We start from the raw sequence: 13,812 nt of genomic DNA on the forward strand, positions 1-13,812 counted from the left end.
CGTCTTGTGCCTGTTTCAAACATCCGTTACCTTAAGGCGGCTAAAATCGTCAAACAAGGATAATAATGAGTGCATTGATCTGTGGCTCCATGGCCTACGACACCATCATGGTGTTTCACGACAAATTTAAACATCACATCCTCCCCGAGAAAGTACACATGCTTAACGTGTCTTTCCTGGTGCCGGCCTTGCGCCGCGAATACGGCGGTTGCGCCGGTAACATTGCTTATAACCTGAAATTGTTGCAGGAAGAGCCGTCTATCATGGCGACCGTCGGCCACGATTTCGAACCCTACGCGCAATGGCTGAGCCAATGCGGCATTTCCAGCCGTTATATCAAGGTGCTGGACGATCATTACACCGGTCAAGCCTATATCACCACCGATGTAGACGATAACCAAATTACCGCTTTCCATCCCGGTGCCATGAGTTTTTCGCATTTAAATACCGTGCCGTCTGACTCGGGCATTACCATTGGTATCGTCTCCCCGGACGGTAAGCAAGGCATGCAAGAGCACGCCCAGCAATTCGCCGAGCAAGGCATTCCGTTTATTTTCGATCCCGGCCAAGGCATGCCGATGTTTGATGGCGAAGAATTGTTGGAGTTCCTGGAACTGGCTAATTACGCCACCTTTAACGACTATGAGTCGGAGTTGATGCAGCAGCGCACAGGCCTGACGTTGGAGCAAATTGCCGAAAAAGTCGACGCCTTGATCATCACCTTGGGCGGTAACGGTTCCAAGGTATACACGCGCGGCGAAGTGATCGATATTCCGCCCGCCAAGCCCAAACAACTGCTGGACCCCACCGGCTGCGGAGACGCTTATCGGGCTGGTCTGCTGTATGGTCTGATCAACGATTACGATTGGGATGTTACCGGGCGGATTGCTTCACTGTTGGGCGCGATCAAAATTGAGCACAATGGCACCCAGAACCACACCTTCACGATGGCGGAGTTCAAAAAACGCTATCAGGATACCTTCGGTTCGACATTTTGAGTTTGACGAAAACCCAGGAATTGCTGGCGTTGATGGCCCGCTTGCGCGACCCGGAGAGGGGTTGCGCCTGGGACGTCAAGCAGGATTTCCATAGCCTGATTCCCTACACCATCGAAGAAGCTTACGAGGTGGCCGACGCCATCGAACGTAACGATTTCGACGATTTACGTGGCGAATTGGGTGACCTGTTGCTGCAAGTCGTGTTTCACTCGCAAATTGCCGATGAGCGCGGTTTGTTCGATTTCGAGCAAGTCGCGGCGGCAATTAGCGAAAAGCTGGTGAGTCGGCATCCGCATGTGTTTGCCGAGGTTAAATTCGATACCGATGAGCAGCGCCAGCAAGCCTGGGACGAGGCCAAAGCGCAAGAACGCCGTTTGAAACAGCCTGCGCAGCACACCGAAAGTGTGTTGGCCGGCGTCGCGCAAAGCCTGCCGGCGCTAGTGCAATGCGAGAAAATCCAAAATCGTGCCGCTAGCCACGGTTTCGATTGGCCGGAAACCGAGCCGGTATTCGACAAAGTGCGCGAGGAGTTGCAGGAAGTCCACGAAGCTTGGCAGTCCGGCGATCAAGCCCATATCCAGGAGGAAATCGGCGATTTGTTGTTGGTGGTCGTCAATCTGGCTCGGCACCTGAAAGTCAATCCGGAAATCGCCTTGCGCGAAGCCACTAAAAAATTCACCCGCCGCTTCAATTACATCGAAAAGCAAGTGGAAGCCTCCGGTCGCGAGCTGCGCGATTGCGAATTGGCGGAACTGGACGGCTTATGGGATGAAGCCAAACGTCACTTAAAGCAATTGCAGCCCCATGGCTAGTCGGCGTAGTAGTGATTCCAGTCGCCCGATATACCTGGCGTGTTATTTGAGTTTGCTTTTTAGCGTTTGGGCATACAGTGAAACAGCCGCGGCCGAATTATTGGGCACAATCTCAGACGACACCGCGCCTATTGTTAGGCCGCTAGAACCTAAAACCGGTAAAAACGAAGACCGGAAAATTATCTATCGAGTCATTTGCTCACCTGAAGATCAAGACTTGCCGGACTGCGACCGGGCAGCCGTTGATGACGGCAGCGACGCTGCCATATTGCCGATGCCGGATTTGCCGCCGGATAGCGCGGATCTGGCAGAGCAGTCTGCGCAAACTGACGCCGCGAAAGTGACAGCGGAGGAAAATCCACGGAAATCCGCGCATAAAAAAGTCGCCAAGTCCGCAAAAAAGACTGCTACAAAAAAGACTGCTACAAAAAAGGCGGCAGCCAAAAAGTCGGATAGCAAGAAAAAGCCACACAAATAGAGCGTGGACGACCGCAGCAAAGCCCATGGTCTGATTTTGCCGCAAGCGGAACTGCTGGCCCGGTATACGGTCGAGTGGTTCTAAACTTTTCACGAGGCGTCCCCATGAAACTTCCCGGCATCCCCGCAATTCCCGCTTCCGAAATCACGCCGCGCGAGCTGTTTTACCAGCGCCGGCATTTCATGCAGTTGGCGCTTGGCGGATCTGCCGCTTTGCTGGCAGGATCTGCTGTTGGCGGAGAAAAACTGGCAAGCAGTCTCTCCGAAGCTTACGGCTTGACCGATAAACTGACGCCTTTGGAAGATGTCAGCCAATACAATAATTTTTACGAATTCGACACCAGCAAGGAAGGTCCGGCCAAAATGGCCGGCCGTCTGACAACCCGGCCCTGGACGGTAAGTGTCGAAGGCGAGGTCCGCAAACCCAAACAATTTGCCATCGAAGATTTGCTGAAATTGGCACCGATGCAGGAGCGCATTTATCGCCTGCGTTGCGTGGAGGCCTGGTCGATGGTGATTCCCTGGTTGGGTTATCCCTTAGCGGAGCTGTTGAAACAAGTGGAACCGACCAGCGAGGCGCGTTATGTGGAATTCGTCAGCTTGCACGACCCCGAGCAAATGCCCGGCCAGCGGCGGGCGGTATTGGAATGGCCGTATCGCGAAGGCCTGCGGATCGATGAAGCCATGCATCCCTTGGCTTTGCTGACTTTTGGTTTGTACGGCGAAGTCTTGCCCAATCAAAATGGCGCACCGGTGCGTATTGTCGTGCCGTGGAAATACGGTTTCAAAAGCGCCAAATCCATCGTCAAGATTCGTTTGGTCAAACAGCAGCCCACGACCAGTTGGATGCAAGCCGGTCCAAATGAATACGGCTTTTATGCCAACGTCAACCCGGCAGTCGATCACCCCCGCTGGAGCCAAGCCAAGGAACGCCGCTTGGGCGACTTTCTAAAACGGCCGACCTTGCCGTTCAACGGCTATGCCGAGCAAGTAGCCGGTTTGTATACCGGGATGGATTTGACTAAAAACTTTTAACTATGAATTGGAAAGCGCTTGACGATAGTCACCTGCGGAGTCTAAAACCGCTGGTGTTTTTGGCGGCTTTGCTGCCCCTGGGGTTATTGCTGACGGCGGCCTGGCAAGACCAATTGGGTGCTAATCCCATCGAAAAAATCACCCACAATACCGGTTATTGGACCTTGACGTTTTTGTTGATCAGTCTGGGTGTCACGCCGCTACGGCAGCTAAGCGGCGCAAACTGGTTGGTCCGGCTCAGGCGGATGCTGGGCTTGTTTGCATTTTTTTATGCTTGCCTGCATTTTTCGACGTATTTGGTTTTGGACCAGTTTTTCGATTGGTCGGCTATTGCTAAAGACATCCTGAAACGTCCTTACATTACTGTTGGTTTTGCGGCGTTTTTGCTGCTGATTCCGCTGGCGGTAACCTCTACCAACGCCATGCAGCGCCGGCTCGGCGGCAAAAACTGGAAACGCTTGCACGGTTTGGTTTACCCGATTGCCGTTGCCGGCGTGGTGCATTTTGCCTGGCTGGTCAAAAAAGATCTGAGCCGGCCCTTGCTGTTCGGCGGCATACTGGTTTTGTTACTGGTTTTACGCTGGTTTTATAAAATTAAATCGGCCCGTTTACGTCGATCTTATTCGTCGATTTAGGCTAGGCTTACACGTTTTACGATTTGCAAAGGGATGCTCAGTTGCAAACCATCAGACCCAATGTCATCGATTTTGAAGCCTCCGGGTTTGGCTTCGATAGTTATCCTATCGAAGTGGGCGTGGTATTGGGAAACGGGCAGAAATATTGCGCGCTGATCAAGCCGGCCAGCGATTGGACTCATTGGGATGCGCAGGCTGAGCGTGTACATGGCCTCAGTCGGGAGATCTTAATCAATTGTGGAAAACCCGTCGCTCTGGTGGCCAGCGAATTGAATGATTTTTTAGCCGGTAAAACGGTGTATAGCGATGGCTGGGTGGTCGATAAACCGTGGCTATCTCGCTTGTTCTTTCGCTGCGGCGTACAGCCGGGTTTTTATCTGAGCGCGTTGGAAATGATATTAAAAGAAGCGCAAATGGATATCTGGAGCCAAACCAAACGGCAGGTGATTCAGGATATGGCCTTGATGCGGCATCGAGCCAGTACCGATGCCTTAATCATTCAGGAAACCTATGCCCGTACTCGGCAATTGATCAGCGGTGGCTTAGCGCTGGCTTGATCTTGGATTGATGGCGAAAACTCGCCATCTGGCATGTAACGAAAATGCCTAAAGTTGATAACTGGCCGTGGCCTTGATAGCCTATGCCGCCGGTCGAAGCTTAGCGGCGTATTTGGCGGAAAAGATTTAGAGCCAGGGTTGGCGCCAACCCGATAATTATAATAAATGAGAAAATCGAGAGCTCGCATCATGAAACTGGAAACCCAATTTAGCAATCAACAACTCAAACGTATCAACGTCCAGGGGATTTTGTACATGTGTTCCTGCCCGTCGCAAGTGGGCGGACAGATCGATAGCTTGCGCAAGCTGTTCGACTATCAGGCCAATTGCTCCGAGCGCAGCGGTAGCGAGGTGCAAACCAGGGTGCATCAACGCATTGCCGAGGCCACGCAACAAGCCCATTTGATCATGGAAGAATGCCTGAAAGATGTGCTGGAGCTGGAAGGCTGGGATCCGGAAACCCTGGAAATGCCGGCCGGTCTGCGGACTTTGCTGGAACAAGAAATAGACGGCGAGTAAGCCAGCACCGGTAGTTGGCAGTTCCTTTGCCAGGAGTGTGAGCGGGTTAGTCCAAACATTCCAGGCGAGGAGTTTAATTTCTCCGAACGGCGGGCGGAGGCACTATTCCTGATTGCCCGTATTTCTTTGCGCACTGCGAGCTTCCTGAGCCAGGTGATTGGCCTGGTCTGTAGTTAGTTTGATCTTGGCGTCGTACAAACGATTCACTTCCGCATCCGAGTTGCCCTTGGCTGCCGCACCTAGGTTCTTGCGTTTGCTGTCCGTCATTTTCCGGCTGTGCTTGTTCGTGCGCTGCCAATTCCGGGGTCCAATCGGTCACAACATGGGTGTTACATAAAGTCAGTAACATCAGCATGATAACGCGGTTCATAAGGGGCGCCTGGCGATGGGATGGAACGGATTGCAGTGCCGTTTCAACTTAATTATTTTGGGTTAATCCAGTCTGCATAGAGTTATTCACTTTTGCCGCCATTCCCATCCTCAGGCCTCTCAACCAAGTGCGGAGAGGATTTTCGCATCCATTTTTAACTCACCCTGAATGTCGTATTTCCGGCAATTTCCGCATGGTTTTGTTAGCTTTGTTGCTTTGCAGACAGGAGTAGAGCAAGGTAAAACTCTAATTGTCCCACGATCTTAAAGGTTTTAGCGTTGTCCGCTGATCGGCATGGATGTTGCTCAGGCAAGGCGGGGCAACGCCGGTAGCAAAATGTTGTTGGTGCTGCACTCCAATAATAACAATCAAAGGTTTTCAAGTGTTCGCAAGCGTTTTGGGCGGCACGGCTGCGGGGGCGGCTTTGAAAGCTTGCTGTTGAAGCTACTGGATAACAACAATCAACGCCGACATCGCGTGGTTTCGTCAAGCCAGTCACTTTGATTAGCCATAACGACGACTGGAGTATCCATGATCGAAACCTTTTACGATGTGATGCGCAGGCAAGGCATCACCCGCCGCAGTTTTCTGAAATTCTGCAGCTTAACTGCTGCCTCGCTGGGCTTGTCGCCGGCATTTGCGCCGAAAATTGCGCATGCGATGGAAACCAAACCCCGAATCCCGGTATTGTGGTTGCACGGTCTGGAATGCACCTGTTGTTCGGAATCCTTCATCCGCTCCGGGCACCCGTTGGCGAAAGACGTGATCCTGTCGATGCTGTCCCTGGATTACGACGACACCATTATGGCTGCCGCCGGCCATAACGCCGAAGCTATCGTCACCGAGATCGTCGAAAAATACAAAGGCAATTACATTCTGGCCGTGGAAGGCAATCCGCCGCTGGCTGAAGACGGCATGTATTGCATTATTGGCGGCAAGCCCTTCGTTGATCAGCTGAAATACGCCGCAGAAAGCTGCAAGGCCATCATTTCCTGGGGTTCTTGTGCCTCCTGGGGTTGCGTACAAGCCGCCAAGCCCAATCCGACTCGCGCCACACCGGTACACAAAGTCCCCGGTTTAGCTGACAAACCGATTATTAAGGTGCCTGGTTGCCCACCGATTGCTGAAGTGATGACCGCCGTGGTGGCTTATCTATTAACGTTCGACAAGCTGCCGACCCTGGACAAACAAGGCCGGCCGCAAATGTTCTACAGTCAGCGCATCCACGACAAATGCTACCGCCGGCCGCATTTCGACGCCGGCCAGTTCGTCGAGCAATGGGACGACGAAGCCGCCCGCCAAGGTCACTGCCTGTACAAAATGGGTTGCAAAGGCCCGACCACTTACAACGCCTGCTCCACGGTGAAATGGAACGAAGGCACCTCCTTTCCGATTCAATCGGGCCACGGCTGTATCGGTTGTTCCGAGGATGGTTTCTGGGATAAAGGCAGCTTTTACGACCGCCTCACCGGCATCAACCAATTTGGTATCGAAGCTAACGCCGATGTGGTCGGCGGCACCGCCGCCGCGATTGTCGGGGCCGGTGTTGCCGCGCATGCCGGTTTGACGGCTTTGAATAACGCCAAACAAGCCGGGGATAAACAACCAGGAGCGCAGCAATAATGACAGTCCGAAACACCCCCAACGGTTTTAATTTAAACGACGCCGGCCGCCGCGTCGTGGTCGATCCGGTCACCCGAATCGAAGGCCACATGCGCTGCGAAGTCAATATCGACGACGACAACATCATCCGTAATGCCATCTCCAGCGGCACCATGTGGCGCGGGCTGGAAGTGATTTTAAAAGGCCGCGATCCGCGCGACGCCTGGGCTTTCGTGCAACGTATCTGCGGCGTCTGCACCGGTACCCACGCCTTGACCTCGGTGCGGGCCGTCGAGGATGCCTTGAAAATCAAGATTCCGGAAAACGCCAACTCGATCCGCAACATCATGCAGCTCAGCTTGCAGGCGCACGATCACTTGGTGCATTTCTATCATTTGCATGCGTTGGATTGGGTGAATCCAGTCAACGCTTTAAAGGCCGATCCGGTCGCGACCTCGGCTTTGCAGCAACAGATTTCGCCTAGCAACCCCAAGTCTTCGCCGGGCTATTTCCGCGACACGCAAAACCGCCTGAAAAAGTTCGTCGAATCCGGTCAGCTTGGCCCGTTCAAGAACGGTTACTGGACTAATCCGGCCTATTTGCTGCCGCCGGAAGCCGATTTGCTAGCGGTGACGCATTATCTGGAAGCGCTGGATTTTCAAAAAGACATCATGAAAATCCGCACCATCTTCGGCGGCAAGGACCCGCATCCGAATTGGTTGGTGGGCGGCGTGCCATGCGCGATCAATCTGGACGGCGTCGGCGCGGTCGGTGCGGTGAACATGGAGCGCTTGAACCTGATTTCGTCGATTATTGACCGCACCATTACTTTTATCGACCAGGTTTACATTCCTGATCTACTCGCGATTGCGCAGTTCTACAAGGGCTGGATGTACGGCGGTGGTTTGGCCGGTGCCAGCATGCTGTCTTACGGTGACATCCCGGATAAGGCCAACGACTATTCTGCCGCCAATTTGCTGATGCCGCGCGGCGCGATCATCAACGGCGATCTGACGAAAGTTCATGAAGTGGATTTGACCGATCCCGAGCAAATTAAGGAATACGTGCCGCACTCCTGGTACAAATACCCGGATGAAGCGCTGGGCTTGCATCCCTGGGACGGCATCACCGAACCGAACTATAAAATCGGTGCCAAAACCAAGGGCGACCGCACTAACATCCAAGAGCTGGACGAAAGCGCCAAATATTCCTGGATCAAAGCCCCACGCTGGCGCGGCCATGCCATGGAAGTGGGTCCGTTGGCGCGCTATGTCATCGGCTACGCGCAAGGCAACCAGGAGATTACCGAGCAGATCAACTTTGTTCTAAAAACCCTGGACGTCCCGGTCAGTGCCTTGTTCTCGACCTTGGGTAGAACCGCCGCGCGCGGTCTGGAAGCGCAATGGGCCGCCGGCAAGATGCGTTATTTCATGGACAAACTAATCATCAATCTGAAAGCCGGCGATTTAAGCACGGCCAACGTCGAACGCTGGGACCCGGAAACCTGGCCGAGCAGCGTCAAAGGCGTCGGTTTCACCGAAGCCCCGCGCGGTGCGCTGGGTCATTGGCTGAAAATCGAAGACACCAAGATCGCTAACTATCAATGCGTGGTGCCGACTACCTGGAACGGTTCACCGCGCGACGAGCAAGGCAATATCGGTGCGTTCGAGGCTTCGTTGATGAACACTAAAGTCGAGGTGCCGGACGAACCGGTGGAAATTTTGCGCACGCTGCATAGTTTCGACCCTTGTCTGGCTTGCTCAACGCATGTGATGAGTCCGGACGGTACGGAATTGACACGGGTGAAAGTCCGATAACCATAAAAATGTAGGGCGGATAAGCGTAGCGCATCCGCCTTTTTTAAATTCCATGGTGGATGCGTTTGCCTTATCCACCCTACCGGGAGAGCTTATGAACAAAATATTGCCATCCATCGCCTTGTTACTGGTTTTCGGCCAAGCCGAAGCCCACAGCCACCCCGGCATCGATGCCTTGACGCACAGCCTGGAACATATGCTGACCGCTTACTCGGCCTGGCTGCCGCATCTGTTTACAGCAGTTTTATCGATAGCGGCGGCAGCACTGCTGCGTAGCCTTTGGCTTCGCAGCAAAGCATCGGGCCGGAGACCGCAATGAGCGCACCACTCGCTCCGGTTTACGTTTACGAACTGCCGGTTCGACTCTGGCATGCGGTTAATGCTTTGGCGATTAGCGTGCTGGCGGTTAGCGGCTATCTGATTGCATCGCCGTTACCGTCCCCAGTCGGCGAAGCCAGCGAACATTTTCTGATGGGCTATATCCGCTTCGCGCATTTTGCCGCCGGTTATGTATTGGTGATCGGTTTGTTGGGGCGTTTGTACTGGGCCTATGCCGGCAACGAACACGCCCGGCAAATCTTTTTTCCACCTTTGCTGCAAGTGCATTTTTGGGATGGCGTCCTGCAGGAAGTGCTTTGGTACGCCTTTATCGCCAAAGCGCCGCGTCACTACATCGGTCACAACCCGCTGGCGATTTTGGCAATGCATTTTGTGTTGGTATGGGGCTCTCTGTTCATGATCTTCACCGGCTTTGCCTTGTACGGCGAAGGCGAGGGGCAGGGTAGTTGGCAATACACGCTGTTCAGCAGTTGGCTGTTGCCGTTGTTCGGCGACAGTCAAACCGTGCACACCTGGCATCATCTGGTGATGTGGTTCATCGTCTGCTTCGTGCTGATTCATGTTTATGTCGCGGTGCGTGAAGACAAATTGTCCGGGCAGAGCATGCTGTCGACGATTGTTAGCGGCTGGCGCACTTTTAAAGACGACAAACCGGTGGACGATGCCCATTAAATGCGTAGGGTGGGCACGGTTTTGGTGCCCACGCGGAACAGAACAATGGGCACTTAATTGTGCCCACCCTACGCTTGCCTGAGCGAGCCATGGCAAGTAGTCCAGCCAACATCCTGTTGCTCGGCATCGGCAACCTGCTTTGGGCCGACGAAGGCTTTGGCGTGCGTGTCATCGAGCATCTGCAAAAGCACTATCGTTTCCCGGATAACGTGCAAGTGGTGGATGGTGGTACGCAGGGCGTGTATTTGATCGAACATGTGCAAGCGGCGGACGTGTTGGTGGTGTTCGACGCGGTGGATTACGGCTTGCCGCCGGCCACCATGAAGCGCGTTGAAAATGACGAGGTGCCGAATTTCCTGGGCGCGAAGAAAATGAGCCTGCACCAAACCGGCTTTCAGGAAGTATTGGCCCTGGCGCAAATGCTCGGTCAACATCCCCAGCATTTACTGCTGATTGGCGTGCAGCCGGAAGAGTTGGAAGACTACGGCGGCAGCCTGCGGCCCGCCGTCAAAGCGCAAATTCAACCGGCGATTGACATGGCTCTGTCTTATCTGCAAAGGTTCGGTGTCGTTGCTGAATGTGTGGACACGCCGCAAGTATTGGCCGATCCGATCTTGAATATCCAACGCTACGAACAAGAACGGCCGTCGCCCGAACAAGCCTGCCGGTTGGGTGACGAACGTATCGTGTTATCCGCCGCCTTCGAAGTGAAACCGCCTCCCGCTTCCGACCTGCCTAGCCTGCAAGTCGATGTCGATTACCGGGGCAAATACTGATGTGCATCGGTATTCCCATGCAAGTCATTGAACCGCGCGGCGATTCCGCGCTGTGTGAGTATCGCGGCCAAACCACGCTGATCGACATGATGTTGGTGGGCGAACAAGTCGCCGGCACTTGGTTGCTGGTGTTTCTGGATGCTGCCCGGGAAGTCATCTCCGCAGAGCGCGCCGCGCAAATCGCCGATGCCTTAGAAGCCATGCGCTTGGCGATGCAAGGTGAAACCAACTTTGATCATTTATTCGCCGATCTGGTCGACCGCGAACCCGAACTGCCGGAGTTTTTAAGAACATGAGCACGCCCTTGCTGGAGCAACTGCACATCCGCCATGGCCTGCCGCTGTTGGATGCCGACAGTTACGATTTATTCGTGCACGGGCATGACACCGTTGTACTGTTCTTTGCCAACGACCCGGTGATCTTTCCGGAAAGCCACGATGTGGCGGTGATTTTGCCGGAGTTGTTAAAAGCCTTTGCCGGCCGTTTATTCGGCGCGGTAATTGATAAATCCATCGAACGCGAGTTGCAGGCCAAGTTTCACTTTAGTAGTTGGCCGTCCTTGGTATTTTTGCGCGGCGGCGAGTATTTGGGCGTGATTACCGGGATCAAAGATTGGGCGGAATACGGGCAGGAGTTTGCCAGGATTTTGGCCGCCGAGCCGGGGCAGCCACCGGGGTTTGATCTAGGGAAGGTTTGTGGTGGGCACGCTTAGTTTTCAAAAAATGTAGGTTGGGTTAGCTCGATTGAGCGTAACCCAACATTCGAAGCCAAAAGCCAGTTTTCTGGCTAGCGCGCTTTTTGGTCGAGGATTAAGTTCTCACCGGCTCTTTAACAATTTGGTGTCACTATTGCGCAGTACTCCAACAGTCTTTATGTTGGAGTACAATGCGCATGCTAAAGCCATATTCATGGAGACAACATCATGGCAGCCACGAACAGCGCAACAAAGAAAGCCACCAACATCACCTTGTCTGCCGATGTGCTCGCAGAGGCCAAGGCATTGAATATCAATATTTCGCAGGCCTGCGACCGATACCTGCGCGAGTTGGTGCGCGGCGAAAGAGAAAGGCGTTGGCAGCAAGAGCATGCCGAGTTCATCGCAGCCTACAACCAAACGATTGAGCAAGACGGTTTGCCGCTGGACGAATGGCGGTCTTTCTGACATGGCGCGTTTCGATGTTTACCGCAATAGCAGTGCAACGTCCGACGACGTACCGTATCTGCTGGATGTGCAAAGCGATGTCTTGAATTCTTTGGACAGCCGAGTCGTCGTACCGCTGCGCCGGCTTGATCGCTTTCCGGCAGTCAAGTTACCCACTAATTTGAGCCCGATTGTGCTGGTCGATGGGCTTGAATGTGTATTGGAAACGCCGAAATTGGCGGCTATTCCGGCGCGGATTTTGAAATCACCCGTGATGTCGTTGGAAGCGCAGCGGTTTGAGGTTGGGGCAGCGTTGGATTTTTTGTTTCAGGGGTTTTGAGTTTTCGGTGTCGCTGTCGCGACGGGTGTTTTAAAGTCGGGTCTCGGCCCGACGGCCGAGATACTTTCTTTTGCTTGGCCAAAAGAAAGTATCCAAAGAAAAGGCCACCCGACATTCCGCCTTAATCCTGCGCTTCTCGCTTTTGGCGAGGGTTTTCAGAAGAGCCATCCCTGGCCCTCCGAAAACGAGCGGCATCCCTGCCGCTCCCCTGCGGGCTGATCTCGCCAAAAACTGCGATGCTCGGGGCGGAATAACGGGAATAGTCCACTCCAACGGTTATGGTGTGTAGCAAAGGTTTTTTGGTGGGTTGGGTTGGGATGCTAGTGTAAACGCAGTTTTGGCCTATATTGCTGGGTATCGCTTTGCTCTATCCAGCCTACGAACTGCCACAAACGTTTTGGAGTGTTTGATGTATCGAATATTGTTGCTGTCATTTTTTGTGCTTCCCGGTTGTCAAACGAATGTCAGACCAGGCTCCGCTTGCCAATCCATAATCGAAATTGCCGATGCCGGAAAAATCCAATCTTCGGTGCTAAAGGATGAGCCTTCCTTGCGTGAAGCATTTCCGGCAGTACTCAAAACATCAATTTATACCGTCAAAGAAGATCTTAATGGCGACGGCTTCGAAGAGATATTTGGTTCGTTTACAGTCGATGCGTCTATCAAAGGGTTAGTTGCTGGAATCAACTCGGAATATGAATTGGCGCTGATAAATCCGGCCCGTGACCAAGGGAATGAAATAAAGGTTAGCGGGGCACAAGACTTCATCAATCCAATTACGACTGATTCATATGAGAAGAGAGTGATCAAGGTTGATGGTGTACCGTACATCGTTGTATTGAATGCAGGTTATCGAGGACGCCACGCTTTTGTCACTGACGAGAATTCTCCTAGGGCTGTTTGGCGCTTAACGGGCGATTTTCAACTGGCCGTAGAATGCGAGCTTGAGCAATTCCAAGAAGCAGACGGCAAAAAATATTACCGAATTTTAGAAGATGACGAACGCATTCTGCGGGAAGCGAAGGAAATGCGAACCCCTGATAATAATCCGTGGTATTTGATTAGTCGATTGCCCGGACTCACTGCTTTTGAAGTAGCCTTTGCCGCGGGCTGGGATATAAATTACGCGGGGAAAAACTCAACGACTCCGCTATGGGTAGCCATTTATGAAAGACGGTTGGATCTAGTCAAAGCACTTCTATTAAAAGGCGCTTTGCCTAATGTGTTTCCGAAAGAGCCAGAAAAGGGTTACGAGTATAGATCAGTGACTCCGATTGAATATGCAATCACTTCTTCTGAAGATTCCTACGATTTGGCGAAGGTCCTCATCGAAACCGTGGGTAGTAAAAACTTAAAGGCTCAAAATGGTGACAGTGCATTATCTGAAGCAATTCTTTATGAAAGACCTGACATTATCGAGCTTTTATTTAATAACGGCGCCGAAGTCGACGATTTGTCTGTTACACAGTGGGTGGGAACGGCCGAAAATGATTCGGCGGAGAGTGTGCTAAAACTTTTCCTGGCGCATGGATTGGACTTAAACAAGAGTTACAGTTTTAAATTCCCTGTTTCCGGTATCAAACGGATTAATGAAAATACGTTGTCTGTAGGCCCTGAAATTACGTTTGCCGAAAAGAAACTCACCCCACTTGAGTTTGCGAGATATATGGGCAATAAGCCAGCGGAGAAATTACTTATTCAGTTTGGAGCTAGATAATAAGG

The 13,812-nt window shown here is 52.8% G+C and carries 18 protein-coding genes; 17 read left to right on the forward strand and 1 reads right to left on the reverse strand.

Features of this window, described 5'->3' with window-relative positions; genetic code table 11:
- Nucleotides 1–65 precede the first annotated feature (65 nt).
- From DDY07_RS22350 to DDY07_RS22380, 7 genes are all read left to right on the forward strand, one after another.
- Complete coding sequence (locus tag DDY07_RS22350; protein WP_171697504.1) at nt 66–998, forward strand: carbohydrate kinase family protein; 933 nt, start codon at nt 66–68, stop codon at nt 996–998.
- Nucleotides 995–1,810: a nucleoside triphosphate pyrophosphohydrolase gene (gene mazG, locus DDY07_RS22355; protein ID WP_171697505.1), complete on the forward strand. Its 816-nt coding sequence runs from the start codon at nt 995–997 to the stop codon at nt 1,808–1,810. The genes DDY07_RS22350 and mazG overlap by 4 nt, the downstream gene beginning before the upstream one ends.
- Nucleotides 1,811–1,910: 100 nt before the next feature.
- On the forward strand, nt 1,911–2,288 hold the full coding sequence (locus DDY07_RS22360) for a hypothetical protein (RefSeq protein ID WP_133120719.1): 378 nt from the start codon (nt 1,911–1,913) through the stop codon (nt 2,286–2,288).
- A 104-nt stretch (nt 2,289–2,392) separates the two neighbouring features.
- Entirely contained in the window at nt 2,393–3,322 is a 930-nt protein-coding gene (msrP, locus tag DDY07_RS22365) for a protein-methionine-sulfoxide reductase catalytic subunit MsrP (RefSeq protein WP_101054328.1), read from the forward strand.
- Nucleotides 3,323–3,324: 2 nt separating this feature from the next.
- Nucleotides 3,325–3,957 carry a sulfite oxidase heme-binding subunit YedZ gene (locus DDY07_RS22370; protein WP_165786374.1) on the forward strand — a complete coding sequence of 211 codons (633 nt, stop codon included), beginning with the start codon at nt 3,325–3,327 and terminating at the stop codon, nt 3,955–3,957.
- 41 nt (nt 3,958–3,998) lie between these two features.
- The gene (locus DDY07_RS22375) at nt 3,999–4,514 is read left to right on the forward strand and encodes a hypothetical protein (RefSeq protein ID WP_171697506.1); all 516 of its coding nucleotides are present in this window, start codon (nt 3,999–4,001) and stop codon (nt 4,512–4,514) included.
- 189 nt (nt 4,515–4,703) lie between these two features.
- Nucleotides 4,704–5,033: a hypothetical protein gene (locus tag DDY07_RS22380; RefSeq protein WP_216614795.1), complete on the forward strand. Its 330-nt coding sequence runs from the start codon at nt 4,704–4,706 to the stop codon at nt 5,031–5,033.
- 102 nt (nt 5,034–5,135) lie between these two features.
- Here DDY07_RS22380 and DDY07_RS22385 read toward each other — a convergent pair whose 3' ends face one another.
- On the reverse strand, nt 5,136–5,300 hold the full coding sequence (locus DDY07_RS22385) for a hypothetical protein (RefSeq protein WP_171697507.1): 165 nt from the start codon (nt 5,298–5,300) through the stop codon (nt 5,136–5,138).
- 634 nt (nt 5,301–5,934) lie between these two features.
- On the opposite strand from DDY07_RS22385, the gene DDY07_RS22390 reads away from it, so the two are divergent.
- From DDY07_RS22390 to DDY07_RS22435, 10 genes are all read left to right on the forward strand, one after another.
- Entirely contained in the window at nt 5,935–7,026 is a 1,092-nt protein-coding gene (locus DDY07_RS22390) for a hydrogenase small subunit (protein ID WP_020483432.1), read from the forward strand.
- The gene (locus DDY07_RS22395; protein ID WP_171697508.1) at nt 7,026–8,822 is read left to right on the forward strand and encodes a nickel-dependent hydrogenase large subunit; all 1,797 of its coding nucleotides are present in this window, start codon (nt 7,026–7,028) and stop codon (nt 8,820–8,822) included. Before DDY07_RS22390 ends, DDY07_RS22395 begins: the two co-directional genes overlap by 1 nt.
- A 94-nt stretch (nt 8,823–8,916) precedes the next feature.
- Complete coding sequence (locus DDY07_RS22400; RefSeq protein ID WP_171697509.1) at nt 8,917–9,141, forward strand: hypothetical protein; 225 nt, start codon at nt 8,917–8,919, stop codon at nt 9,139–9,141.
- Nucleotides 9,138–9,833 (forward strand): Ni/Fe-hydrogenase, b-type cytochrome subunit, encoded by a 696-nt coding sequence (cybH, locus tag DDY07_RS22405; RefSeq protein ID WP_171697510.1) that lies wholly within the window; start codon nt 9,138–9,140, stop codon nt 9,831–9,833. Before DDY07_RS22400 ends, cybH begins: the two co-directional genes overlap by 4 nt.
- 89 nt (nt 9,834–9,922) lie before the next feature.
- Nucleotides 9,923–10,609: a HyaD/HybD family hydrogenase maturation endopeptidase gene (locus DDY07_RS22410; protein ID WP_171697511.1), complete on the forward strand. Its 687-nt coding sequence runs from the start codon at nt 9,923–9,925 to the stop codon at nt 10,607–10,609.
- The gene (locus DDY07_RS22415; protein ID WP_033157846.1) at nt 10,609–10,905 is read left to right on the forward strand and encodes a HypC/HybG/HupF family hydrogenase formation chaperone; all 297 of its coding nucleotides are present in this window, start codon (nt 10,609–10,611) and stop codon (nt 10,903–10,905) included. The genes DDY07_RS22410 and DDY07_RS22415 overlap by 1 nt, the downstream gene beginning before the upstream one ends.
- Nucleotides 10,902–11,321 (forward strand): hydrogenase, encoded by a 420-nt coding sequence (locus tag DDY07_RS22420; RefSeq protein ID WP_171697512.1) that lies wholly within the window; start codon nt 10,902–10,904, stop codon nt 11,319–11,321. Before DDY07_RS22415 ends, DDY07_RS22420 begins: the two co-directional genes overlap by 4 nt.
- A gap of 210 nt (nt 11,322–11,531) precedes the next feature.
- Nucleotides 11,532–11,771: a type II toxin-antitoxin system CcdA family antitoxin gene (locus tag DDY07_RS22425; RefSeq protein WP_171697513.1), complete on the forward strand. Its 240-nt coding sequence runs from the start codon at nt 11,532–11,534 to the stop codon at nt 11,769–11,771.
- A gap of 1 nt (nt 11,772) precedes the next feature.
- Nucleotides 11,773–12,090, forward strand: a complete 318-nt coding sequence (locus DDY07_RS22430) for a CcdB family protein (RefSeq protein WP_171697514.1) — start codon at nt 11,773–11,775, stop codon at nt 12,088–12,090.
- A 409-nt stretch (nt 12,091–12,499) separates the two neighbouring features.
- On the forward strand, nt 12,500–13,807 hold the full coding sequence (locus DDY07_RS22435) for an ankyrin repeat domain-containing protein (protein WP_171697515.1): 1,308 nt from the start codon (nt 12,500–12,502) through the stop codon (nt 13,805–13,807).
- The last annotated feature ends 5 nt before the right edge of the window (nt 13,808–13,812 follow it).

This window comes from Methylomonas sp. ZR1 (assembly GCF_013141865.1).
Classification (GTDB): Bacteria; Pseudomonadota; Gammaproteobacteria; order Methylococcales; family Methylomonadaceae; genus Methylomonas.